Source organism: Paenibacillus phyllosphaerae, from assembly GCF_014192105.1.
GTDB lineage: Bacteria > Bacillota > Bacilli > Paenibacillales > Paenibacillaceae > Paenibacillus_Z > Paenibacillus_Z phyllosphaerae.
Map to the genome: position 1 here is coordinate 275,173 of NZ_JACHXK010000003.1, position 25,361 is coordinate 300,533.

At 54.8% G+C, this 25,361-nt stretch carries 19 protein-coding genes; 13 read left to right on the forward strand and 6 right to left on the reverse strand.

The window, feature by feature from the left end; translation table 11 throughout:
- The first annotated feature begins 38 nt into the window (after window positions 1-38).
- Together FHS18_RS08930 and FHS18_RS08935 are read left to right on the forward strand one after the other, a co-directional pair.
- Window positions 39-1,061 carry a metal ABC transporter substrate-binding protein gene (locus FHS18_RS08930; RefSeq protein WP_343060472.1) on the forward strand — a complete coding sequence of 341 codons (1,023 nt, stop codon included), beginning with the start codon at window positions 39-41 and terminating at the stop codon, window positions 1,059-1,061.
- 104 nt (window positions 1,062-1,165) lie between these two features.
- Window positions 1,166-2,389: a GTP-binding protein gene (locus FHS18_RS08935; protein WP_281378693.1), complete on the forward strand. Its 1,224-nt coding sequence runs from the start codon at window positions 1,166-1,168 to the stop codon at window positions 2,387-2,389.
- Window positions 2,390-2,548: 159 nt separating this feature from the next.
- Here the strand turns inward: FHS18_RS08935 and FHS18_RS08940 are convergent, their stop codons facing one another.
- On the reverse strand, window positions 2,549-3,478 hold the full coding sequence (locus tag FHS18_RS08940) for an AraC family transcriptional regulator (protein WP_183599164.1): 930 nt from the start codon (window positions 3,476-3,478) through the stop codon (window positions 2,549-2,551).
- A 43-nt stretch (window positions 3,479-3,521) separates the two neighbouring features.
- Window positions 3,522-4,514 (reverse strand): Gfo/Idh/MocA family protein, encoded by a 993-nt coding sequence (locus FHS18_RS08945; protein WP_183599166.1) that lies wholly within the window; start codon window positions 4,512-4,514, stop codon window positions 3,522-3,524.
- 372 nt (window positions 4,515-4,886) lie between these two features.
- Here FHS18_RS08945 and FHS18_RS08950 point away from each other — a divergent pair, with 372 nt between their 5' ends.
- From FHS18_RS08950 to FHS18_RS08970, 5 genes are all read left to right on the forward strand, one after another.
- The gene (locus FHS18_RS08950) at window positions 4,887-5,783 is read left to right on the forward strand and encodes an ABC transporter permease (protein WP_246427566.1); all 897 of its coding nucleotides are present in this window, start codon (window positions 4,887-4,889) and stop codon (window positions 5,781-5,783) included.
- Between the two features lie 20 nt (window positions 5,784-5,803).
- Window positions 5,804-6,691: a carbohydrate ABC transporter permease gene (locus FHS18_RS08955; protein WP_183599170.1), complete on the forward strand. Its 888-nt coding sequence runs from the start codon at window positions 5,804-5,806 to the stop codon at window positions 6,689-6,691.
- 92 nt (window positions 6,692-6,783) lie between these two features.
- A complete protein-coding gene (locus tag FHS18_RS08960) occupies window positions 6,784-8,514 on the forward strand; it encodes a type 2 periplasmic-binding domain-containing protein (protein ID WP_183599172.1) in 1,731 nt (576 codons plus the stop codon).
- Between the two features lie 91 nt (window positions 8,515-8,605).
- A complete protein-coding gene (locus tag FHS18_RS08965) occupies window positions 8,606-10,519 on the forward strand; it encodes a sensor histidine kinase (RefSeq protein WP_183599174.1) in 1,914 nt (637 codons plus the stop codon).
- Window positions 10,497-12,053 (forward strand): response regulator, encoded by a 1,557-nt coding sequence (locus FHS18_RS08970; protein WP_183599176.1) that lies wholly within the window; start codon window positions 10,497-10,499, stop codon window positions 12,051-12,053. Before FHS18_RS08965 ends, FHS18_RS08970 begins: the two co-directional genes overlap by 23 nt.
- Window positions 12,054-12,215: 162 nt before the next feature.
- Here the strand turns inward: FHS18_RS08970 and FHS18_RS08975 are convergent, their stop codons facing one another.
- The gene (locus FHS18_RS08975) at window positions 12,216-13,130 is read right to left on the reverse strand and encodes a TIM barrel protein (protein ID WP_183599177.1); all 915 of its coding nucleotides are present in this window, start codon (window positions 13,128-13,130) and stop codon (window positions 12,216-12,218) included.
- Between the two features lie 214 nt (window positions 13,131-13,344).
- Between FHS18_RS08975 and FHS18_RS08980 the strand changes: the two genes are divergently transcribed.
- From FHS18_RS08980 to FHS18_RS08995, 4 genes are all read left to right on the forward strand, one after another.
- Window positions 13,345-14,109 (forward strand): DUF817 domain-containing protein, encoded by a 765-nt coding sequence (locus FHS18_RS08980; protein WP_183599179.1) that lies wholly within the window; start codon window positions 13,345-13,347, stop codon window positions 14,107-14,109.
- A gap of 455 nt (window positions 14,110-14,564) precedes the next feature.
- Entirely contained in the window at window positions 14,565-15,683 is a 1,119-nt protein-coding gene (locus FHS18_RS08985) for a sugar ABC transporter substrate-binding protein (RefSeq protein WP_183599181.1), read from the forward strand.
- Between the two features lie 111 nt (window positions 15,684-15,794).
- On the forward strand, window positions 15,795-17,285 hold the full coding sequence (locus tag FHS18_RS08990; RefSeq protein ID WP_183599674.1) for a sugar ABC transporter ATP-binding protein: 1,491 nt from the start codon (window positions 15,795-15,797) through the stop codon (window positions 17,283-17,285).
- Window positions 17,282-18,277, forward strand: coding sequence for an ABC transporter permease (locus FHS18_RS08995; RefSeq protein ID WP_183599183.1), 996 nt, complete (start codon window positions 17,282-17,284; stop codon window positions 18,275-18,277). The genes FHS18_RS08990 and FHS18_RS08995 overlap by 4 nt, the downstream gene beginning before the upstream one ends.
- 115 nt (window positions 18,278-18,392) lie before the next feature.
- On the opposite strand, the gene FHS18_RS09000 is transcribed toward FHS18_RS08995, so the two are convergent.
- From FHS18_RS09000 to FHS18_RS09010, 3 genes are read right to left on the reverse strand one after another with little or no spacing between them, the layout of a single operon-like run.
- Window positions 18,393-18,950, reverse strand: coding sequence for a DEAD/DEAH box helicase family protein (locus FHS18_RS09000; protein ID WP_183599185.1), 558 nt, complete (start codon window positions 18,948-18,950; stop codon window positions 18,393-18,395).
- 4 nt (window positions 18,951-18,954) lie between these two features.
- Window positions 18,955-19,947, reverse strand: coding sequence for an SMI1/KNR4 family protein (locus tag FHS18_RS09005; RefSeq protein WP_183599187.1), 993 nt, complete (start codon window positions 19,945-19,947; stop codon window positions 18,955-18,957).
- A 40-nt stretch (window positions 19,948-19,987) separates the two neighbouring features.
- A complete protein-coding gene (locus tag FHS18_RS09010; protein WP_183599189.1) occupies window positions 19,988-21,091 on the reverse strand; it encodes a hypothetical protein in 1,104 nt (367 codons plus the stop codon).
- A 222-nt stretch (window positions 21,092-21,313) separates the two neighbouring features.
- Here FHS18_RS09010 and FHS18_RS09015 point away from each other — a divergent pair, with 222 nt between their 5' ends.
- Window positions 21,314-24,568 carry a DEAD/DEAH box helicase gene (locus FHS18_RS09015; RefSeq protein WP_183599191.1) on the forward strand — a complete coding sequence of 1,085 codons (3,255 nt, stop codon included), beginning with the start codon at window positions 21,314-21,316 and terminating at the stop codon, window positions 24,566-24,568.
- 88 nt (window positions 24,569-24,656) lie between these two features.
- The gene (locus FHS18_RS09020) at window positions 24,657-25,334 is read left to right on the forward strand and encodes a TIGR00266 family protein (protein WP_183599193.1); all 678 of its coding nucleotides are present in this window, start codon (window positions 24,657-24,659) and stop codon (window positions 25,332-25,334) included.
- Window positions 25,335-25,361: the final 27 nt, after the last annotated feature.

The following is a 25,361-nucleotide window of genomic DNA, read 5'->3' on the forward strand; positions in this document are numbered from 1 at the left end:
CCGAACCATGGATCACACAATATAGGAGGACAATAATCGTGAAAGTATGGGGAACATCAATCGCAATCACGGCCGGCTTGGCTGTATTGCTGACAGGCTGCGGCAGCAGCGCGGAGAACGAACCAGCAACGGCCGATCAAGGCCAGGGGGAGAAACTGAAGGTTGTGACGACCTTCTACCCCATGTACGAATTCAGCAGGCAGGTTGCCGGCGATCTGGCTGAGGTGGAACTGCTCGTACCTACCGGCGTGGAGCCGCATGATTGGGAGCCGAGCGCGAAGGATATGGCCAAGGTGCAGGATGCGGATTTGTTCGTCTATAACGGGATTGTGGAAGGCTGGGTAGAGTCTGCGCTTGAGAGCACCTCGAATGCGGAACGTACGGTAGTAGAAGCCAGCCATGACATTACGCTCATGGAAGAGGCGGAAGAAGCAGCTCACGATCATGACCATGAAGCAGAGGGTGAAGCAACTGAAGCCGAAGCCGGGCATGAGGAAGAACATGCGGCGGAATCAGAAGAGCACGGCCATAACCATGGAGGCTTGGATCCGCATGTATGGTTGGACCCAGTGTTGGCACAGGAGCAGGTGCTTGCCATCTTGAGCGGCTTTGAGCAGGCGGATCCTGCGAATAAGGATACGTATAAGGCGAATGCCGATGCGTATATCGCCAAGCTGAAGGAGTTGGACCAAGCCTTTAAGGATGGGCTTGCGAACGTCTCGCACCGCGAGTTTGTGACGCAGCATGCGGCATTCGGCTATCTCGCCGAGCGGTATGGGTTGACGCAGCTGCCGATCTCCGGACTGACGCCGGAGCAGGAGCCTTCGCCTGACGAGATGGCGGAGATCGTGGAATTCGCGAAGGAGCACGAGGTATCGACGATATTCTTCGAGACGCTGGTCGATCCGAAGGTAGCGAAGGCTGTCGCGGACGAGATCGGCGCAGCGACGGCCGTGCTGAATCCGCTGGAAGGGCTGACCGAGGAAGAGAAGAAGAGCGATCTCGATTACATCGGCGTCATGAAGAACAATCTAGATGCTTTGGTTCAAGCGCTGCAATAGAGTATAGGTGAAAGAACGTACAATCGCGATGGGGAGTCGGCGTTATGCCGGCTTTTCCATTCAACTTAAATCGTAAAAATTACATAAAAGGAGCAATTACGACTATGACCATGACTATGACAAATTCGAACGAAACTCAGCCTACCGCATTAATTCCGGTGACCGTCCTCAGCGGTTATCTAGGGGCCGGCAAAACAACAATCTTGAATCACGTCTTGAACAATCGCAATGGCATGCGTGTCGCTGTCATCGTCAATGACTTGAGCGAAGTCAATATCGATGCGGATCTCATACGCGGAGGCGGCGGGTTATCGCGCACGAATGAAACCTTGGTCGAGATGTCCAATGGCTGCATTTGCTGCACGCTGCGGGAGGATCTGCTGCGCGAGGTAGAGCGCCTGGCACAGGATGGCCGCTTCGATTACATTCTGATCGAATCGACCGGGGTAGGCGAGCCGGTGCCGGTTGCCCAGACATTCACTTATATTGATGAGGAGCAGGGGATTGATCTTACTCGCTGGTGCCGCCTCGATACGATGGTAACCGTCGTCGATGCTTACCGGTTCTGGCACGATTATTCTTCCGGCGAATCGCTGCTCGATCGGCAGCAGGCGACCGGGGAGGACGATCACCGCGAAGTCGTCGACCTGCTTATCGACCAGATTGAATTCTGCGACGTATTGCTGCTGAACAAGTGCGACTTAGTCCAAGAAGACGATTTGGCCGAGCTCGAACAGGTGCTTCGCAAGCTGCAGCCGCGGGCTAAGCTGATTCGCACGAATAACGGACAAGTCGACCCTGCGGAAATCCTGAATACCGGCCGCTTCGATTTCGAAGCCGCAAGCACGTCCGCCGGCTGGCTCCGCGAGCTGGAGTTGCCGGCGCATACGCCGGAGACGGAGGAATACGGCATTGCCTCGTTCGTCTATGAACGCGTCAGACCGTTCCATCCGGAGCGGCTGTACCGCTGGCTGGCCGATTGGCCGGAGCAGATTGTCCGTGCTAAAGGGATCGTGTGGCTCGCGTCCCGGAACCAGATCGGGCAAAACCTTAGCCAGGCAGGACCGTCTATACAATTCGGACCTTCCGGGTACTGGGTCGCTTCCTTGCCCAAGCATGAGCAGGACGCCTTGCTGAGCGAGGAGCCGGATCTTGCCAAGCAATGGCATCCGGACTATGGGGATCGGATCAACAAAATCGTATTGATCGGAATCGGGATGAACCGCGATGAGCTGGTTCGTGGATTGGATACCTGCCTGCTGACCGAAGAAGAGATGCGCATGGACTGGCGCGATTTCGAAGACAGGCTGCCGAATGCGGCCGTCTAGATCAGATAACTTAGAAGAGGGATACTTGTAACGCTTATATTTCATAAAAAAAGGACCCGCTGCAAGCAGCGGGTCTAAGTCATTCTATATGAATGGGGGGTCGTTGATTACTATTAACCACCTTAACAAGCCATGAAACAGCAGGTCTAAAAAAGTTTTTTACTGCACCATCTGAAGCGATTTGAACTGCGTCGGCGTCATGCCGAACCGCTTCTTGAAGACCGCGTAGAAGTAGCTGGCGCTGGCGAATCCGTGCTCCAAGGCGAGCTGCTCTAACGGACCCTGTCCTTGCATCATGGCATGGCAAATCTGGGTTAGCCGGTAACTCTCCAGGTATGTAGTGAAGGAACCAGCACCTTGTTCGCGGAAGATCCGCTGCAGCTGCCTGCTGCTGATCGGGATACGCTCAGCTACTTCGGGCAACGACAAGGCGGAGCAGTAATTGTCATGGATGAACTGGATCGCCAGTTTGAAGCGGTGTTCATTAAGCGAACTTGTCGGCATCGGATATGGCGTGCTCGGCATATCCGCGGTTCTTGCGGCACGCTGCATGATTTGGATGATCGCCTGCTTGATCGTCGTATAAGCGCCCGGCTGGTTGTCCCGAAGCGCCCGATAGGCGACAAGAAACCAGTTCATCGCATTATATTGATCGATTAGCGGTTTAAGCGGCAGCGCATTCAGCCCATTGACGCAGGCCAAGGCTTCTTGATGCTCCCAGTCGGCGCCCCACTCGCTGTCAGCCGATTCCAAGAGCGGAACGATCTCCACATGCAGGCATAGTTCATCCATCGCTTCGTTCACGTCGGCTTCCTGTTGGTGCAGCACGCCAGGACCCGTCAGATAGAACGACCCTTCCTGCAGTTGATGGGTCGTGCCGTCCAAGATAACCGATCCCTTGCCGCGCGGGATAAAATGAAATTCGTATTCCGAATGCTTGTGGAAACGGATGACCTTCCCAGGAGGGAAGGAGGTCAAATGACACCTAAGCACCCGAAATCCAAAGCCGCCCCACCGAAACCGAATGCCGAGCAGATCGATGGCGTCAGGCTTCTCGGTCATCGGTTCAAAGGCGAATAATTTGGCCATACCGCGTTCCCTCCCTTATTGGTGCAGTAACGACTGCCGCGTCCTACTGAGTAAGGTCGCTCAAGCGGACAGCACGGCCTTCCGCAGCCGACAGATTAGCCGCTTCCATCAGCTTCGTCAAATCCGCAGCCAGCTCCAGGTTCTCGTCGGCTGTCGTGTTCGCTTGAATATGGTTAACCCATTGATCGAAAGCGGTGATCGCATTCGGCAAGCTGTCTACTGCCGTCCATTCGCCAGCCTCTTGTTGACTGCTGCGTACGCGGATCGCATTATCCGGCAAGCCGTACAGCAAGGAGCCCTTAGTCCCGTGAAGTTCGATACAGAACGGGGAATGGTCGTTGACGAAGCCCGCTTCGACGATGCCGACCGCGCCGTTCTCATAGTGGAGGAGAGCTACGGCGTTATCTTCGACTTCCTTGCCCGTGACGTAACCGTATACAGCGCTTACACGCTCCGGCAGTCCGAGGAACAGACGTGCCAGGTACATCGGATGGCAGCCAAGGTCGATCAAGGCGCCGCCGCCGCATTGCGCTTTATTGTAAAAGTGTTCCGGCAGCCAGTTCGCCGTCGCTCCATTATGCGACAGGCGCACGCGAGCTTGCGTGAGCTCGCCAAGGGCGCCGCTTGCAATGACTTGCTGGATCGCCAACGTGTAGCCATGGTAGAGGCGCGGAAGCGATACAGTCAGCTTCACTTGAGCTTCCGAGACCGCAGCCAGAATCGCATTCACTTCGTGAATGGTCGGCGCGACGACTTTCTCCGTGAAGATATGCTTGCCGGCACGCGCTACCTTGATCAACACCTCGTGATGCATCGAAGTCGGCGTGTCCACGACGACCGCGTCGATATCCGTACGGGCCAGCAATTCATCCAAATCGGCGACAAACGGCACGCCAAGTTTCTCTGCCGCTTCTTGTCCGCGAGCGGGTTGTTCATCCCACACCGCAGCAACGACAGTACCCTCATTCTCTTGCACTTGCTTCGTATAATCCCATGCATGCACATGCCAATAGCTAAGCATTGCGACTCGAATCATGCTTTGCACGCTCCCTCATTACGACTCTAATTATGCGACACAACCTAAAGCTAACACAATAGAGCGTTTGCATGAATCCAGAAAGCGGACAGATGACGTCTAATAATGCGACGAGCTGCTGCATCCATTTTCAATAGACGATCGAACGTAACGCCTTATCCATCCGTGTGGACAGCGCCACCTGAAATAAAGTAACCCTACCCAAAATTTAAGCCCTAGCCTTGCTTGGTCACACCCCCTAATATATGGGATAGAAAGGGCTTACAAAGTTGAATGGGGAAATGGAGGTGCACATCCGATATGAGTAGGAGAATAAGCGCTCGAGAGAAAGCAGTCAAGCAGGCAACCGGCCCGGTACGAGCAGGGCTGCTCATGCGCAAATTATACGCCCAGCGGTATATTCAAGTGATGGCGCTGCTCGGTGTCGCCTGGATGCTCATCTTCAACTACATCCCGATGTACAGCGTCATCATTGCCTTCAAGGAGTATGACATCATTGCGCCGATCTCGGCCGCGCCATGGGTGGGGCTCGATCATTTCAAGGAATTCCTGACGGACGAGAATCTCGGCTACGTGATCAAGAATACGCTGGGGATCAGCCTGCTGAAGCTGTTCATCGGGTTCCCGCTGCCGATCGTGTTCGCGCTGCTGCTCAATGAAGTGCGGTCGGTGCTATTCAAAAAATCGATTCAGACGATATCTTATCTGCCGCACTTCCTGTCCTGGGTTATCCTTGGCGGCATTATGGCAACATGGCTTGCGGACGTCGGCATCATTAACAAGCTGCTTATGGCGCTGCATTTGATCGATACCCCGATTACCTATTTGGCCGAGCCCAAATATTTCTGGACGATCGTAATTACCTCAGACATCTGGAAGGAGCTTGGCTGGTCGGCTATCATCTACCTAGCGGCCATATCGAGCGTATCGCCCGAATTGTACGAAGCGGCGACGATCGACGGCGCGGGACGCTTCCAGAAAATGTGGAACATTACGCTGCCTTCGATCAAAGGGACGATCTCGATTCTGTTCATCCTGGCGATCAGCGGTATTCTGAACTCGAACTTCGACCAGATCCTCGTGCTGCGGAACTCGCTCAATGAGACAGCTAGTAACGTAATCGACATCTACGTCTATCAGGTCGGCCTTGCATCCGGGCGATATTCCTACGCTGCGGCCGTCAACTTGATCAAAGGGGTCCTTGCGCTGTTCCTGCTCCTAGGGGCCAACAGCGTGACGAAGCGGCTCAGCAATACTTCCTTATTCTGATAGAGGCGGTGGTGACGCGTATGTTTTTGCTTAAACGGCGGACCGTTTCTGAAGCGATCTTCGATCTGTGCAACGGCCTGCTGATGTTATGCATCTGTTTTCTGACGCTGTATCCGATCTGGTATACGCTCGTCAACGCATTCAACGACGGGACGGATGCGATGCGCGGAGGCATCTATTGGTGGCCGAGGGAGTTCAGCCTAAGCAGCTTCGACGCGGTATTCCGCAGCGAAGGCATTATGACGGCAATGGGCATTACGGTCGCGAAGACGATCATCGGCGTTCCGGTGCATGTGTTGTTCACGGCAATGGTCGCCTATGCCTTCTCCCGTAAGGAGCTGATAGGCGGCAAGCTGTATATGCTGATCGGGACGTTCACGATGTTCTTCAGCGGTGGCTTGATCCCTTACTATTTGCTCATTCGCGATCTGCACTTGATCGATAATTTCCTCGTGTATATCGTTCCGGCGGCATTCAGTTTCTTCGACCTGATCATCTTCCTTTCATTCTTCCGGGAGATTCCGGCAGGGCTGGAGGAAGCGGCGAAGATCGACGGGGCGAACGATCTGAAAATTTTCTACCAGGTTATCATCCCGTGCTCGATGCCGGTCATTGCGACGATCGCGCTGTTCCACGGTGTCTACCAATGGAACGATTATTTTACCGGCATGATCTACATGAACAACATGGATCTGCAGCCGATTCAGACCTATCTGTTCCGCGTGATCGCGCAATCGAGCTCGAATCAGATGCTGGCGGCGATGCCAAGCGGCGTTGCGGTTACCGTAACCAGCCAATCGTTGAAGCTGGCCACGATGGTCGTCACGACGGCGCCGATCGTGCTGGTGTATCCGTTCTTGCAGAAGTATTTCGTCAAAGGCTTCATGATCGGTTCGATCAAAGGTTAACCATTCGATATGCGGTTACCGGTCCGGCAGCCCACGAGGCGATGGATTGCTAATAGATGGGTTTCTAAACAAAAGCGAAAAGGGGTTAGACGATGGGCAAAGCGCGCAAAGTCGTAACATCGGTTATCGCACTTGCGATGACCTTCTCGCTCGCGGCTTGTTCCGGCGGCAACAACGGGAACGGCGGCGGCAATGGCAACGGGGATGCGAGCAATTCCGGTAATGCGGCGAACGGGGCCAACGCCACGAACCAGGCGAACAAGGCTGCGAACACGTCTACAGGCGACGAAGCCAAGCCGAATCCGGATGAGCCGGGCTGGAAATCCGATACCGACCCGATTACGTTCGACTGGTACATGAACTTCTCGTGGTTCAACAAGAAGTGGGGCGGCGATGCCACCAGCGAATACATCACGAAGAAAACGGGCGTAAGCGTCAACTTCATCGTGCCGGCCGGCAACGAGAACGAGAAGTTGAACACGATGATCGCTTCCGGGAAGCTGCCGGATTTTATCACCCTTGGCTGGTATGAAGAGAACGTGAAGAAGATGATCAACGGCAAGCTGGTACTGCCGCTTAACGAGCTGGCGGAACAATACGATCCTTACTTCTTCAAAGTGGGAGATCCTGCTAAACTAGGATGGTACACGCAGCCGGACGGCAATGTATACGGTTACCCGAACGCATCGTCATCGCCGGAAGATTATAAGAAGTACGGTTCGAACTTCACGTCCAACCAGACGTTCGCGGTACGCAAGGATATGTACGAGGCGATCGGCAGCCCGGATATGAGCACGCAGGAAGGATTCTTGAATGCGCTTAAGCTGGCCAAGGAGAAATTCCCTGAGGTGAACGGACAGCCGCTCATTCCGCTTGGCCTCCACGAGTTCACCGAGACGGGCAACTACTCGCTCGAGGGCTACCTGCAGAACTTCCTGGCTATTCCGCAGCAGGTGGACGGTAAGCTCTATGACCGCAGGCTGGATCCCGAATATATCGGCTGGCTGAAGACGTTCCGCAAGGCGAACGAGATGGGGCTATTGTCCAAAGACATCTTCATCGATAAACGTCCGCAGATGGAAGAGAAGATCGCGCAAGGCCGTTACTTCGCCATGCTGTACCAGCGCTCCGACTTCGAGGCGCAGAACATCTCGCTCTATCAGAAGGATCCGAACACGGCGTACATCGCGGTTAACGGTCCGACGAATTCGAAGAAGGAAGCGCCGACACTATCCGGTCCCGGCATCTCCGGCTGGACGCTGACGTTGATTTCCAAAGACGTGAAGGATAAGAAGCGGGCGATCGAATTCCTCAGTTACCTGATCAGCGAGGAAGGCAATAAGGATATGTTCCTCGGAGAGAAAGGCGTGACGTACGATACGATTGACGGCAAGGATCAATTCAAGCCGGAAGTCGTCGAGCTGCTCCAGAAGGACCGCACGGCGTTCGACCAGAAGTACGGCGCATCGTACACGTACTGGATGCTGATGGACACGAACATGAACCTGCAGTGGGCGCCGCAAGGCGTGGATCCGTCCAAACAGCTGTCGGACTGGACGTTGGGCAAATCGATCAGCATGTCCGAGTTCGATAACCTCGACGCGCCAAGCTCTTCGGAAGAAGGCATTGCGGGCAGCAAGAACGCGCGCAGCTGGGGCAAGACGCTGCCGAAACTTCTGCTGGCGAAGTCCGACGCGGAATTCGATGAGCTGTGGAACAAATACATCAAGGACCGCACCGGTAACAAGCAGGACAAAATCGACGCGTACCGCCAGAAGGCGTACGAGGAGAACGTGAAGAAGTTGGAGGCGCTTAATAAGTAACGCCGATACAGGAATGCCGATAGCCTGGAGTCCGCAGATCGCTTGCGGCTTCCAGGCTTATTACCATCACGGGCAGGAGCGTGCAGACAAGATGATCAAGCTTGCCCGGAACTGGGTAACGAAGATGTCCATTACGATCGGCCGCATGTCGATCCAGCTGAAGCTGATCCTCTCGTTCATTTGCATTATTTTGATTCCGATCATCCTGGTCTCCTGGTATTTGTTCAACGACGTCTATCTGAAGACGATCAAGGATCTGGAGAAGAAGAACCAGTACATTCTCGATATTGAGAAGACGAATGTGGCTAACAATACGGCGGTGATGGAACGGACGGCGCAGCTGGCCGTCTCGAACAACGGGGTCAAGGAGTATCTGGAGACGCTCGAGGAGCTGGATACGGCAGCTCTCATCGACTTCAAGACGAAGACGTTCGCGAGCTTCCAATACTTCTTGTTCAACAATCCGAACATCGCGAATATTCGTCTCTATACGTCGAATCCGTACGTGCATGAGTTCTGGCCGATTATATTCAACGAGGAGCGCATTGTCGATAAGCCTTGGTACCCGACCGTTATTAAGCAGAACGGCGTTGTGTGGTGGGATATTAGCGAGAGCAGCAGCGACATCATTCAGAACAGCACGAGCACGGACAATGCGACCGGATTGTATGTCTCTTTGCTCCGGGAGTTCAAGTTCCCGGACGATCGCCATCTCGGCGTGCTGGAGGTGACGATGGAGGTGAGCAACTTCTTCCAGAAAACTTTCAGCAGCGTGCAGGACAGCGAGTCGCAGATGCTCGTCATTGACCGCAGCGGCAAGGCCTTCACGAATGAAGCCGCGCCGGTCTTCGACAAGCTAAGCGTCGAAGAGGTGATGCGGCAGTTCCAGCTTCATGAGCATGAGACCGGGGACAGCTATTCCTTCCGCTATAACGGGACGCCGTATCTGATTATTCCGAGTTATATCGACCAGCTCGATGTTCACCTTCTCAATGTCGTATCGCTCGCAAGCACGCTATCCGACGTCAGTCAGACGCGCAACACCATTATCATTGCGATGATCATTCTGATCGCGCTGCTGTCCTTCATCTCGTATTTCTTGCATTCGCTCATTCTGAAGAAACTGCAAATACTCCGCGAGTCGATGAAAAAGGTACGCAAAGGCGACTTCAATGTCGATATTGCGATTACGAGCATGGATGAGGTCGGCGAGCTGGCCTTTCATTTTCGCCAGATGCTCAAGAAGATTAATGAACTGATCGTCGAGGCCGTGAACCGGCAGGCCGCCACGAAGGAAGCGGAGCTCAAGTCGCTCAAGAACCAGATCGACGCGCATTTTCTGTACAACACGCTCGAGAACCTGAAGATGCTGGCCGAGATCGAAGGACAATATACGATATCCGATGCGCTGACGTCGCTTGGCGGCATGATGCGTTACAATCTGCAGTGGACGAGCAACCATGTCCGCCTGAAGGATGAGCTTGCCCATATCCACAACTATATCGCCATCATGAACATTCGATATGACCACAGTCTGACGCTTGTCAGTGAGGTGCCTCCCGGTTATATGGAGCAGGAGATGCTGAAGATGTCGCTGCAGCCGCTCGTGGAGAATGCGGTGAAGCACGGCATGCGGTCGCAGCATAAAGCCGCGGAGAAACTCGTCATTACGATCAAAGCGTACGAAATGAACGACAACATCGTCATCGAGGTCCATGACAACGGTGACGGGATCGAGGAGAGCAAGCTTCGGGAGGTGAACCTGATGATCCGTCTGGAGGATGCGGAGTACCAGTTGATGCGCAGCCAGACTGCCCGCAGCGAGCGGGAAGGCAGCGGAATCGGGCTTCGCAACGTGGATCAGCGGATCGTCATGTATTACGGCAAATCGCACGGGATTCGAGTCGAGAGCGTCCAAGGCAGTTACACCAAGGTAACGATGACCTTGCCGTACCTAATCTTAGCCGGAGGGGGATCCAACCATGCACAGCCTGCTCATCGTTGATGACGAGAAGAACATTCGGATGGGCCTAAGATCGATGATTGAGAGGGAGTTTGCCGGCGAGTATACGTTTTATTTTGCGGCAGACGGAGAAGAAGCGCTGGCATGTCTGGCAGAGGTACAGGTAGACGTGATCATTACCGATATCCGGATGCCGGTCATGGACGGCATTGCGCTCATCAACGAGCTGCACGGGCGGGAGCAGAAGCCGGGCATCATCATCTTGAGCGGCTATGACGATTTTCACTACGCGAAGGCTGCGATTCGGTGCGAAGTGAAGGAATATTTGCTGAAACCGATCGTCCGCGAGGAATTGTTCGGCGTGCTCCGTCGGTTGGCTTCCGACCGGCAGCGCAAGGATGAGGTATCCGGACAGCTGGCAAGCACGCAGGCGCTTCGCGAGGATTATGCGGCCAGCCTGCTTAATAATTTGCTCGCCAGCGAAGGGACCGCGGCCGATGGCTTGACGGACCAGCTGGTACATGCCGGGTTGGAATGGCTGGAAGACGGCTATTATCTAAGCTTGCTCAAGCCGGCAGAAATGAGCACATCCGGCGACCGGCGCGATTTTGTCCAGCAGATCGATAGTCTCATGCTGCATGCGGGTAACGTACGGCTGCGCTTCTATGATAAGGATGGCCGGCTTGTCGTGCTAAGTCCTTCCTATGCGCCGTTCGAACGGTTGTCGGCCTATATGCAAGGCGAACGCGCCATCAGATTCCGGGCCGGGCTGAGCAGCCGGCGGTCCGGTGCCATGGCCATTAAGGAGGGCTATGCGGAAGCGATCCGGGCGCTTAGCTACAGTCTGCTCCAGACTTCGCCGGATGTGATCAACTATGCCGACATTCATGATCGGAATACGAACCACAAGCTGCCCCTCGAGTCGATTCAGAAGATCGCCAACATGCTCGGGTGCGACCGTGACCAGGAGCTCAAGCGGGTGCTGCAGCATGTGCTCGATATTCGAGCGATTATGCGCTATGATATCGGTTACCTTGAAGGGATCAGCCGTTCGCTCAACGAGCTGGTCTTCGATAAAGTGTTCCAGCTGTACGGCGAGGAATCGATCCACCTGCTCAAGCTGCATAAGACCGTCGGCAATCTGTATAACTTCGATCATTTTCACGACTATTACCATGCCGTCGAGAATCTGCTCGAGCTGCTCAGCGACTACGTCAAACAGGTTCGCCTAGCTCATAACGACCGGGGCGAGATCCAACGGGCGATCACCTACATGCAAGCGAATTACCAGCACGATCTCAATATGGCGATGGTATCGAATCATGTATCGCTCAACTATTCGTACTTCAGCCAGGCGTTCAAGGATTATACCGGCGAAACATTCGTCAGCTATCTTCGCAAGCTGCGCCTTCAGAAGGCGAAGGAGCTGCTGACCGCTACCGACCTGAAGGTATACGAGATCAGCGCGAGCGCCGGCTTCGAGAACGTGAAGCACTTTACCCGCGTGTTCCGGGAGACGGAGGGCGTGTCGCCGCTCGAGTACCGTACGGTCCATAGCGCATTGAAACAAACGTAGTGGGCCAAGACGAGAAAAGTTCGGTGGTGATGCCGGCTAACCGACATCGTAGTGGCAATGTGGGGGAGAGAGGCAACGATTGCCTCCTCTTTGTGCTTGCGTTGGATTCTGTGGATGAAGTCACAGTTAAGATGGCCGCGCTTGCCAGTTGATCGGGAAGCTTCACGCTCCGCTTGGGGCCGGGGTTGCCTTGCTCCATAACTCGCGTACCCAGGCGTAGCATTGTTCCAGCTGCTCGTCCGTAATGCGATCCGACCGATGCTCGAACAAGATGCGCGCGCCGGAGTTCTCCGCTGCCAGAATCGAGAGGTAGTCTTCGATCGGCGCCCAGCCGTCTTCTGGTTTCAGCTCAGGGAGGACGGGCTGATGGCGATGCGACGTCTTGTCTTTCACTTGCAGCGAAGACAGATGGATGACATGCGCATATTTGGCATATCTTCGAATGACGGCCATGGCGTCAAAGTTCGGATCGGTGCAGGCTTGCAGGTGAAGTCTGGCCGTATCAAGACAGAGCCGGATGGCTGGATAGGCGTCCAACATTGCCGGCAGGAATTCGGACTGATGGATGTATCGGCTGATCGCATCGAATTCGAGGACCGGGATGAAGTCGTACTTCGCGCTCGCTGCGCTCAACCATTCGAACAATTGCCGGGTCCAATGAATGAGTTCTTCTTGCGAATATTCGCTCGCGTGCAGATACTCGTCCGGTCCGCTGAAGTTCCATAGGTCCCAATCGGCCTGTTCGTCCAGAATGACCGGCTTCGGATAATGGAAGAGCACGTATTCGGGAGCTATGGCGGCAAGATCCCGCAGCTCGGCCTCGACTAACGCATAAGCCTGCTCCCTCGTTGTTTGATCCGGCGATAGCAGTAGCGCGTCCCTCAGCTTCGATCTCCCGGCATGGAATGGGAAATGGACGCCCAACCGAAACTCGCGCAGCTTCGCTTCACGCAGCAATTGGTCCGTATCTTCCTGCGATGCGAATAGACAGGCTTCAATGCCGTAGAATCCGTCCTGAAAGTCCCGACGATATTTGGCCTCGTCGAAGCCGCCGTACTGGCCGATCATCATTTTCATCCTCGTACCCTCCAATGATAGTGCCTGTTCAATCTATTGCCTATCGCTATTCTACTAATTAGGAACATATTGGAACAAGTGGAGCCTGTCATTAGGAAGCGGCCTGATCGTCCGAGTAAAAATAAGAACAAACCTTGGCGCAACTTTCTCTTTTTGCCCGAGAGGCTGTCAGGTACACTCGCTTTATTGCGTATGACAAAGGAGTGATGCGGATTTGTTCGCGATTCGTCAGCTCATCCGATTCGGCTGGGGGCAGGCATTATCTTGCGTATTTCCGGTGGCGATTTTTGCCTCGCTTGCGATAACGCAGTGGATCTCGCTGCCATGGCTTCCCCGCTATGATTGGCTGCTCGTGCTGTGTCTGCTCATGCAGTGGTTCATGGTCCGCAGCGGACTGGAGACGGTGGATGAACTGAAGGTCATTACGGTCTTTCACTTAATCGGGCTTATGCTCGAATTGTTCAAGGTACATATGGGTTCGTGGTCCTATCCCGAAGAGGGGTTCACGAAGCTGTTCGGCGTGCCGCTGTACAGCGGATTTATGTACGCCAGCGTAGCGAGCTTCCTATGCCAGGCGTGGCGCAGAATGCAGGTGGAGTTGATCCAGTGGCCGCCGCTTCGGCTCGTCATGCCACTCGCGGCAGCGATTTATCTGAATTTCTTCACGCATCATTATTGGATCGACGTGCGCTGGTGGCTCACCCTGCTGGTCATCATCGTATTCTGGCGGACATGGGTGACGTATCAGGTCGGCAGGGTCCGGTACAGGATGCCGCTGTCGCTCTCTTTCGTCCTGATTGGATTCTTCATTTGGATCGCGGAAAATGTAGCGACGTTCTTCGGGGGCTGGGAGTACCCGAACCAGTCGGACGCCTGGCAGATCGTGCACATCAGCAAAATCAGCTCCTGGCTGCTGCTCGTCATTGTCAGCTTCCTCATCGTAGCGACTTTGAAGATGATCAAGTTACGAACCAAGTGATTGGTTTGCGCCGACGGTAGGAAGCGCAGCATTCACTTAGGAGTGATTGGTTTGCGCTTACGGTAGGAGGCGCAGCATTCACTTAGGGGTGATTGGTTTGCGCCGACGGTAGGAAGCGCAGCATTCACTTAGGAGTGATTGGTTTGCGCCAACGATAGGAGGCGCAGTCGACAGCAATTCTATAGTTAAAAAGGTATCCTGCTCCCATCATCGATAGCGGCGGGATACCTTTTTTTAATCCGTTTCATTCTTTTTTCGCAACGAAGAAGGAATTTATAGGGACTTTCATCGAATAAAGAAGTGAAGGAAGTCGAATTGTTTCGAAATATATAATTATTTTCGTCGATTAATGACAGAATCTGCCGATAAAGGGAAATAGGTTATTGACGGATCTTTTTATATCCTATAGGATTACTTGTATTACTAGAGACAAAAAGGTGTGGGAGGGTAATTCTATGAGTAAGAGATTTCGTGCATTAATGGGGATCATGCTGGCAGCTGTTATCGTTGTGACTGGCTGCGGCACGCAAGGCAACAATGGCAATAACGGAGAGTCCGGTGGCAGCGCCACGGCGGAGATCGCGAATTTGCCGGCAGCCCTTAAGGATAAGCAAGTTAAGCTGAAAGTCATCCGTAAGATTGGCGGCGACGATCATACGGCGCAATTCCTTGCCGGCGCGAAGCAAGAGGGCGAAGCGCTTGGCTTCAAGGTTGATACGTTCACCGCGAACGGCGACACGGCGAAGTTCCTCGATGCGCTTGAACAGACGGTAGACAGCGACTACGACGGCGTGGTTGTGTCCCACGGGGATGATCCGGCAACAGTCGAAGCGGTGAAGAAGCTGCGCGAGAAGGGCAAGCAGGTCGTGGCGTTCGACTCCAATGCCGAACTGGCGAATGTTGAAGGCGTAACGCTGACGAGCCAGAAGGATGAGGCGCTGGCGCAGTTCGCGCTCGATCAACTGGTGAAAGAACAAGGCGCCGAGGCGAATATCGTGTATCTGTGGGTAGACGGTTTCCCGGCAATGGTTCGCCGCAATACGGTGTACCAGGACGTACTGGCGAAGAACCCGGGCATTAAAGAGGTTGAACGTTTCGGCGTTGCGACGGAGAATACGACGGTTGAGACGCAGAACGCGGTTACGGCGATGCTTGCGAAGCATCCGAAGGGCGAGATCGACGCGATCTTCGCGACATGGGACGCTTTCGCTCAAGGGGCAGCGCGCGCGCTGATCGAAGCGGGCCGTACGGAGATCAAGATCTACGGTATCGACGTGTCGAATGCCGACCTGCAGCTGATGCAAGAGGAGAACAGCCCATGGATCTCCACTGCGGCAGTAGATCCGAAGATGATCGGCGCGGTCGATGTGCGTCTGCTCGCGAAGAAGATTGCAGGCGAAGAGACGCCGGCCACTTACGATCTTGAAGCAGCCAACATCGTCCAAGAAGATCTGAAAAAATCGGCAGAACCGGTCAACATGGTGACATTGGCCGAGATCATTCCAGGCTGGGGCCAGACTACCGCTTTCGAAGAGGACTGGATGAAGGCGCTCAAGGAAGCCAATGCCAAATAATCGATAGGCCAATCGGAAACTAGCAGCGCTCCTATCCAATGGATAGGGGCGCTCTATCCTATCTAGCGGAGAAGGGGAGTTAAGTTGAATCAGCAGACATCACGACTTGAGATGAAGAAGATATCCATCGCCTTTCCCGGTGTCCAGGCGCTCTCCGAGGTCGACTTCATGGCGGAAGGCGGACGCGCGCACGCCTTGATCGGGGCGAATGGCGCGGGGAAATCGACGTTGATGAAGGTATTGGCCGGCGCTTACGACCATTATACGGGGTCGATCCACATTGACGGGGCCGAGGCCGCGATTCGAACGCCGAAAGAAGCGAAGCAGTACGGCATTCAGATCGTCTATCAAGAGGTGGACACGGCGCTCATTCCGAATCTGACCGTAGCCGAGAATATTATGCTGGAGCGGACCGTTCATGAGATGAAAGGCCGCCAATGGATGAACTGGGCAGACGTTCATCGATCGGCCAAGGCTGTACTTGAGCGAATGAATATTTATATTCCGACGCGCAAGCTCGTCTCGGAGCTTAGCCTCGCGGAGAAGCAAATGGTGCTGATCGCCCGTTCGATGGCGACGAAGTGCCGTTTTCTTGTGCTTGATGAACCGACGGCGCCGCTCAGCCAGATGGAGACTGAGCAGCTGTTCCGGCTGGTCCGGCTGTTGAAGTCCGAGGGAGTCGGCGTCATTTTCATTTCTCACCGGCTGCCGGAGTTGTACGAGATTTGCGAGGATATTACAATCATGCGGGATGGACAACTCGTCATTCGCGAGGCGATCGCAAGCGTCCCGCAGCAGCGCGTCGTCGAGCACATGCTCGGAGCGAAGTTGGATGGCCAATTCCCGGAGCGAACGTCATCGCCCGGCGAAATCTGTTTCGAAGCGAGAGGGATCGTGGACAGCGGCAAAGTGAACGACGTTAGCCTGAACATTAGGGCTGGCGAGATCGTCGGGCTGGCCGGCCTTGTCGGCGCAGGCAAGACGGAGCTGTGCCGGGCTTTATTCGGCGCTTCGAATTCGGCGAAGGGCGAGGTTTACTTGCGCGGGCGTAAGCTGCGTCTTGGATCGCCGCATGTTGCCGTTCGCAGCGGACTGGCGCTCGTGCCGGAGGAGCGCCGTCGCGAAGGGGTATTCGTGGACGAATCGGTAGCCAGCAATCTGACGGCAGCCGTACTCTCCCGGTTCACCTCTTGGGGGACGTGGTTGAGCCGCTCGAAGGAGAAACAAGCTTCCGCGCAAATGATTGCCAGCCTCGGCATCAAGACGCCAAGCGAAGGGGCGAAGGTGCGCAATCTATCCGGGGGCAATCAGCAGAAGGTCGCGATCGGCAAGTGGTTGCTGGCGGACGCCGACGTTTATATTTTCGACGAACCGACCAAAGGTGTCGACGTTGGCGCTAAGCGGGACATCTACGAGCTCGTCGCGGGGCTGGCTGCGCAAGGCAAATGCGTGCTATACGCTTCGAGCGAATTGTCCGAGATTCTGGGCATCACCGATCGGATGTATGTCATGTATGACGGCGAAATCCGTAAGGAGCTGACGACGTCGCAGACGAACGAAGAAGAGATATTGCTCTACAGCACGGGAGGCATGGTGGAATGAAGACAGCAAGCACGGCTCGCGGCAGGGGAGCGGGCAATATCGTCGAATTTTTGTACAGATATGGGACGCTAATCACGATCTTTATCCTGGTGGCCGTATTCGGCACGATGACGGACAGCTTCTTGAGCGGCTCGAATATCATTAACATTCTGCGTTCGATCTCGATCGTGACGATTATCGCAACGGGGTTGACCGTATCGCTTTCCGTCGGCGGGTTCGACCTGTCGGTCGGTTCGGCGGCTTCGCTGGCCAATGCGATCGTCATCTCGATGTTCGTCTGGCACGGGCAGAATATGTTCGTCGGCATTGCGGTTGCGCTCGCCTTCTGTATCGTGATCGGCCTGATTAATGCCTTCCTCGTGACGAGTTTCAACATTCAAGACATGTTGATGACGCTGGCGACGATGTTCGTCTTCCAAGGGGTGGCGCTCACGTACACGAAGGGGGCGACGATCTCCGAGAATATGATCATGCCAAACGGCGATTTCGCGACAGGCCTTATTCCGGACGCATTCTCGAAGCTCGGTCAAGTGCCGTGGATTATTATCCTCATGCTGCTGGTCGTCATCGCGGTGCATGTGTTCCTCAACTATACGAAGCACGGCCGTTACATGTACATGATCGGAGGCAACCCGGAGGCGGCCAAGCTGTCAGGCATCGCGGTCAAAAAATACCGGCTGATCGCCTACTTGCTATCCGCCTTGTTCGCCGGTATCGGCGGAGTCATCCTCGGCGCGCGCGTCATGAATGCGGAAGTGAATGCCGGCGCTCCTTATTTGATGGACGCGGTCGCCGCAGCTTTTATCGGCTTCTCCGTGTTTGGTGCGGGCAAGCCGAACGCCTTCGGAACATTCGTGGGCGCCGTCCTGATCGGTATTCTCTCGAATGGCCTCGTCATGCTGTCCGTGCCGTATTACGCGATGGATATCGTCAAAGGATCGGTGTTGGCCTTGGCGCTGGCGATTACGTACTATAAGCGTAAGCACGCATAAGCATAGCATTGCTAGAATGAGCGAAGGCTCCCGTTCTCTTATGGAGAAGGGGAGCCTTTTTGGCATGCGTCCAGCGGTGATCGAGATGAACACGGAATTCGAATGGTTTGCGCTATTACAGCTGAAACCGATCCCGGATCAGCTGCGCCGTCTCGGCAGCCGTTCGATCCGACGTCTGGATACGCATGTAGTTGTCCCTCGCGATCTCGCCCGGCAGCGAGTTCAGCCGATGGTTCTCCATCGTCATTAGCAGATCCTGCTCGGATCGTTCGATATTCCGTTTCGTCGGCTTATGCTCCAGGCGGTGCGGGGTCTTGTTACGCTTGAGCCGTTCTTCCAAGTCAGCTTCGAGCTCGACCAGGCATACCTCATGCCCCTGCGATTCGAAAATCCGGCAAGTCTCTTCGACGAATTCCCAGTCGCTCGGCAAGTCGAAGCCCCACACGAACGTGAACATGAAGCCAGGCTGGTCGCTGCGCGCCATCGCTTCAAAGATTTCTTTCCGGAACAGCGTCGATAGCCGCCACATCTCCGGACTGAAGCCGAAGTAAGGCTGAAGCAGTTCAATGGTCTGATGGTTGTGGAAGAGCTTCAGTGAAGTGATCCGCTCCAGCTCGTGGCCGACCGTCATTTTGCCGACCGCCTGTGGACCGAATAGCAGGACGAATTTCATAGGTTCACTCCTCGCTCTGTTGTCTCATATAGGCGACGTAATCCTGGAATCGGGTTCTCGCAGGATCATTGATGCGAATATGCTCGTATGAGACGGTTTCTACGGCATGCCGGACTAGCTCGGCGGCTGTAGCATCATCCGAATCCACGTAGAGCTGAGTCGTGTAGGCAGGCAGCAAATGCGGCTTATTCCGCTCGGACAGATAGAGCGTTGCCAGATGCCCCTCCCTATTAATGAGATCGGCTTTGTATTCATTCGTCTCCGTTACGAACGTAAGCCCTAACGCGGAACCTAACTCGCTTGCCAATCGCGCAAGCTCCGGTACATCCTTGAAACCATAGGACAAGTAATCCTCGCTGGGGAACGACAATCCGCTAATGAAATCCTCGAAATGATCAGCTAATTTATGCACGAACATTTCACCGTCATCATAGACGAAGTAGACGCTCGGCTGTCCGGTTGCATCCAGGTCGTAATAGTTCAATCCGAAGCTCACATGATTGCCGAAGGCGAATAATACCATATGCTTCAGATGCTTGATCGTCATCCAATCTTCGTCCGACAAGTGATCTTCTTTTTCATCGCCATAGCCGAACTCTAGCTCGTCCGGGTCGATCGCTTCATCGGAATAATGCTGAACCACCTCAAGAGGCGGATAATAGGGGACGTCATAAGCGGAAATGATTTGCCCGCGCATATCGTGGGTGTGCCAACCAATGGCGTGATGGTTATCCTTGCTGATCGGCCGAAAGCCATCAATCGTCTCGTACGAGGCCCGTCCATATCGGTCCACATAATGAAATTGATTGAATTCGATCCAGAAGCCATTGGATTGCTGGAGAAGTTGAACAAGCAAAGGCGGTAATGTAACGCCAAGCAGGCGTTCCTCCCGAATCAGCTCTTCCGCTGTGAAAGGGGCGCACGTAAATCCTTCTGCGTAAGAGAGTCCCAGAACTTGCAGCTCTTGATTCGAATAAGCCAAGGTGCGGTCATTCATGTCGGTATTCCTCCTGTTAGATGTCATCGGGGCTGCCCGATTAGCGACTCACGGGTTGAATGATGTTGGTAGGCGCGAAGCGATGCATTTCGCAGAAGGTCCAACGTTCTCTGTCTAGCTCCATATAAATGAATTGCTCGTCTGTATACGGGCCTCTGCGCTCTGCGTCCCTTAAGACGTACCGCTCGACGGTACCCAGGATAACCGCTTCGCCGTGCTCCAGATAGACGAGGCGTCCTTGCAGCAGACGTTCGACCTTGCGGGTTGCTGTCCGTTGCAGATGAGCCTCCAACGTTTCGGAAGAATTGCGGTGCGCATACAAACGAATCTTGCTTGGAGCCGTATAACGAATGGCCTGATCGAAGTCCTGATCTTCCATGGCCTTGAAATAAATCGAGAGCGATTCGAACAGCTGCGTTACTTGATCGGGATGTTCCGAAGACAGCCGATCGGCCGTATCCTGCAGATTATCCGGTAATTCCTGAGTGACTTCCCTGGGGAATTCGTGGGCGACCTTCCATTTGCCTAATTCTTTCCGAATGTTGACGAAGCAAGTTCTGCGGACGTGGACAAAAGGACGATCCCGCACGCAGCTGACTTGCGCTTGCGCTTCCTCCTGGGATTCGAAACGGATATGCAGAATCGTCACCGAAAATCGCGTGAGAGGCATACTAGTCTCGTAAGGGAGCGGCACATAGGAAAGGGCAGGATTATCGGAGGTGAACAACTTGGGATCGTTCGTGCGATAATAGTCCTCTAACAGGGATTGGATCTCTTCCATCTGCCCGAATCCGAGTCGCGTCAGGTGGACGAGCCCTTCCTCAGGTTGGACGCGGAAGTCAAAATCGGCCAGCTGTCCTGACTTCGGCAGCGTAACATAAGGCTGTCCCTCCACAAGCCTGACCGGATAATCCAACTCGAAATCCCGATCGCCGAAATCCACCGCTTTACGCCCCACGCGGCCGATAAGCACGCTTTCGCCATCTTCACTCTCCATATGGATCTTCCCCGATAGTAGATTGAATTCGGCCATGATCCCGGCGGCGGCCAGCAGCGGCAAGAAGGGAATGAGCAGCTTGCCGTTGAGCTGGACTGTGCAGGCGCCTTCCGCTATATTGTCATTCACCCATAAATCGAATCTCATCTATACGTATCTCCCTCATGACTGCAACGATTATTCGTCCCTTGCCATACTAGCGGCAAGACGATAATTCTACCAATTGGAATCTATTATGGAACTTACAACCAATTTATAAAACATACGTTCTCCTGTCAATGCTATTTTGCTATACTTGGCGTAAGTCCTTCATCGCTGCTTATTTTCTGCTATGATGGAACAAACACTTGTGCAGGAAGGATTCAAGCCATGCGCTTACCATATAACGATGACGATATACGCGTGCTGTGCGGCCGATTTGCCTTCGAAGAAGGGGAGGCGCTTTATTCGGCAGGGCATGCCCGAATCCTCCGATTCGATGCCGCATCGCGGGAATACGAGGCGATCGTTCATGACAACGGCAGAGATCACCGCATTCATGCGCGAATCGGACGGGAAGAAGTGGTCGCGGCATGCACTTGCCCGGATTTCGACCCGGATGACAAATATTGCGGTCACGTCGCGGCCGCGCTCCTCCAGCTGCTCGATGAACCGAACCTTGAGGAAGAGCCGGAATCGTTCGGCGGCACCTCCGCTCAAGACCAAGCGCTCGTCAGCAGCATCCTCGGGCTGTTCAGCGAGCAAGCCAGGCCCATTACGAGCAGCAATCGGGTGCTGCTCGATTCGAGAGAACGGATCGATGTCGAGTTCATGTGCTCGACCTTCGCATACGGCTATCGCAAATATATGTTCGGCATCGAGCTGAAAGTCGGGCCGAAGCGGACCTACATCGTGCAGCAGATTCGAGGTTTCCTCGACCGACTGGAGCGGAGGATGGAGCAGCCTTTCGCCAAGAGCTTCACCTATAATCCGCGGCAGCACAGCTTTGACCCGCAAGACGACGCCGTGCTAACCCAGCTTATCCAGATTTATCGGAATGAGCAGCTGTACCGGGAAACGTCGCAGTACCCGTTCAGCCAAGCGTACAGCAAGAGCGGCGACCGGATGCTGCTGATCCCGCCGTCAGATTGGGAGAAGCTGCTGCCGCTGCTGCTCGAAGCACGGATGGTGAGGCTCATTCCGCCCGGTCGGGAAGCTGCGACTCTTGCGTTATCCGAAGAAACGCTGCCGGTCCATTTCAACTTTCACCCTACGGCCGATGCGCATTATGAGCTGGATGTCCAAGGATTAAACGATATCACCGTCATGGAAGCCTACGACACCGTCATTGCGGAGGGCCATCTGGTGAAGCTCGCGCCCGCGGCATGCAAAAGATTGGCCGAGCTCAAAAATATGCTCGATGCTTCCGGCAAGCAACAGCTTCTTCTGGCGCCGGAGCAGATGGAGCCATTCATGGAGAAGGTCGTGCCGGGGCTGACCAAATTCGGCATCGTCCATATTGACCAAGCCGTATCGGACCGTATTGTCCAGACCCCGTTGAAGGCCAAGCTGTACTTGGACCGTATTCGGGATCGGCTGCTCGCCGGACTGGAATTCCAGTACGGGGAGATTGTCATTAACCCGCTCGAGGACCGGTATGAGCCGCGTGCGGCGGATCGGATTCTGGTGCGGGACGGCGAGCGCGAACAGCAGATACTCGCGATTATGGCGCAATGCGATTTCATCCAGACCGAAGGCGGATTCTTCCTGACCGACGAAGACGCGGAATACGAATTCCTGTATCATACCGTCTCGAAGCTGGAGAAGCTGCTGAGCGTCTATGCCACTTCTGCCGTAAGAAGGCGTATCTATATTCCGAACACGCCGCCTAAAGTGAAGGTCGACGTGGATGAGCGGACCGATTGGCTGGAATTCAAATTCGAGCTGACCGGCATCTCGGATCAAGAGATTCGGCTGGTGCTGAAGTCGATCGGGGAGAAAAGGCGGTTCCACCGGATGGCCGATGGCTCTTTCCTGCCGCTCGAGAGCGAAGAGATGCAGCAGATCGCCCGTTTCATCAACACGATGGGGATGGGCCGCGAAGAGCTGAGCGGGCCGCGCTTCAAGGTACCGGTTGTCCGCGGCTTGCATCTGATCGACGAACAGGAGAACGGCAAAGCCATCCAACTGGGCAAGTCGTTCCGGCGGATGCTCGAGCATATGCGCAATCCGGACCATATGGATTTTGCTGTTCCGGAGCAGCTGGTACCGATACTGCGGGATTACCAGGCCTACGGCTACCAATGGCTGAAGACGCTGGCGCATTACCGGTTCGGAGGCATACTGGCCGACGATATGGGATTGGGCAAAACGATCCAGAGCATTACATTCCTCGTCTCCGTCCTGCCGGAGATCCGGGAGCAAGGGCAACCCGCAATCATAGTCGCCCCCGCGTCGCTCGTCTATAACTGGAATAATGAGTTGAAGCGATTCGCGCCGGAGATCCGTACTGTCATTGTGGATGGATCAAGGGAAGAACGCGTGCGGGCACTGCGCAATCTGACGAATGTGGATGCGGTGATCACGTCTTATCCTCTGCTGCGCAGAGACTTGGCGACCTATGCCACCCATCAATTCCATACGCTGCTGCTTGATGAGGCGCAGGCGTTCAAGAATTATACGACGCAGACCGCTCAAGCGGTCAGGACGCTCCAGGCGCGGCACCGGTTCGCTTTGACGGGGACGCCGATCGAGAACTCGATCGAGGAACTGTGGTCGATCATGAACACGGTATTCCCGGAGCTGTTCGCAAGCCGCAAAGCGTTCAGCGAGCTGTCCCGCGCCGTTGTGGCTAGGCGTGCGCGCCCGTTCATGCTGCGGCGCTTGAAGGCGGACGTGCTGACCGAGCTGCCGGAGAAAATCGAGTCCGTCGTCGCTACCGAGCTGTTGCCTGAACAGAAGAAAGCCTATGTCTCGTACTTAGCGAAGCTGCGGGCCGAGACGGTCAAGCATCTGCACGAATCCGGGTTTCAGCACAATCGGATCCGCATATTGGCCGGCATTACGCGACTGCGCCAAATCTGCTGTCATCCTTCGCTATTCGTGGATGATTACGAGGGAGGCTCGGCGAAGCTGGAGCAGCTGCTGGAGCTGGTGGCCGAATGCCGGAGCGCCGGCCGGAGAGCGCTTATTTTCTCCCAATTCACCGAGATGCTGGGCATGATCAGCCGAGAGCTGGCGTCGCAGGGGATTCCGTTCTTTTATTTGGACGGCCAGACGAAGGCTTCGGAGCGGGTGGAACTGTGCAGCCGATTTAATGAAGGAGAGAAGGAATTTTTCCTCATCTCGCTTAAAGCGGGAGGTACAGGCCTCAATCTGACCGGTGCGGACACGGTCATTCTCTACGATCTGTGGTGGAATCCGGCGGTCGAGCAGCAGGCGATGGACCGCGCATATAGGATCGGCCAGAAGAAGGTCGTACAGGTCATTCGGCTAGTGAGCCAAGGAACCGTCGAGGACAAGATGTTCGATATGCAGGAGCGGAAAAAGAATCTGATCGATGAAGTCATTCCGTCCGGCGATGACGTGACGGCGGCATTGACGGAATCGGATATTCGCGAAATTCTCGCTCTGGAGCATGTATAACCAGTTGTCCCGGCTGTCTTCGACGCCTTAGACATTGGTATAATAAGGTTGAGTCTTTAGCGAAAAATCGTGGGAGGGGAATAGAACGATGAGACATGAAATTTTATACCAAGGGGCATTTGCCATGCTGAAAGTAGAGCTTGCTCCAGGGGAAAGCATTAAAGCGGAATCAGGCGCGATGGTATCGATGTCGCCTGGTCTGGAGCTGAAGGGGACGATGGACGGCGGCATTATGCGCGGCCTCGGGCGCATGCTCAGCGGGGAGTCCTTCTTCTTCCAGGAGCTTGTCGCAGAACGTCGCGGGGGCGAAGTGCTGCTGGCGCCTTCGGCGATCGGCGATATTCAATCGGTCGAGCTTGACGGTTCGTACCGGCTGCTCGTGCAGAAGGACGGCTTCCTTGCTTGTACGAGCGGCATTCAGGTCAAGACGCAGATGCAGAATCTCGCGCGCGGCTTCCTGTCCGGCGAAGGTTTCTTCATCGTGGAGATCAGCGGCCGCGGCACCGTGTTCATCTCGTCCTACGGAGCCATCCATGCTATTAATCTGGCGGCGGGCGAAGAGATGGTCATCGATAACGGGCATCTCGTCGCATGGCCGGATTACATGGATTATCGCATCGAAAAAGCGTCCAAAGGTTGGATCAGCAGCATCACGAGCGGCGAAGCGATCGTATGCCGATTCCGCGGCGAAGGCGTCGTGTTAGTCCAAAGCCGCAGCCCCAAAGGGTTCGGCAACTGGATCCGCCAGTATTTACCCAAAGGGTAATATCAAAAACCGCCTAGGAGCGCAGCT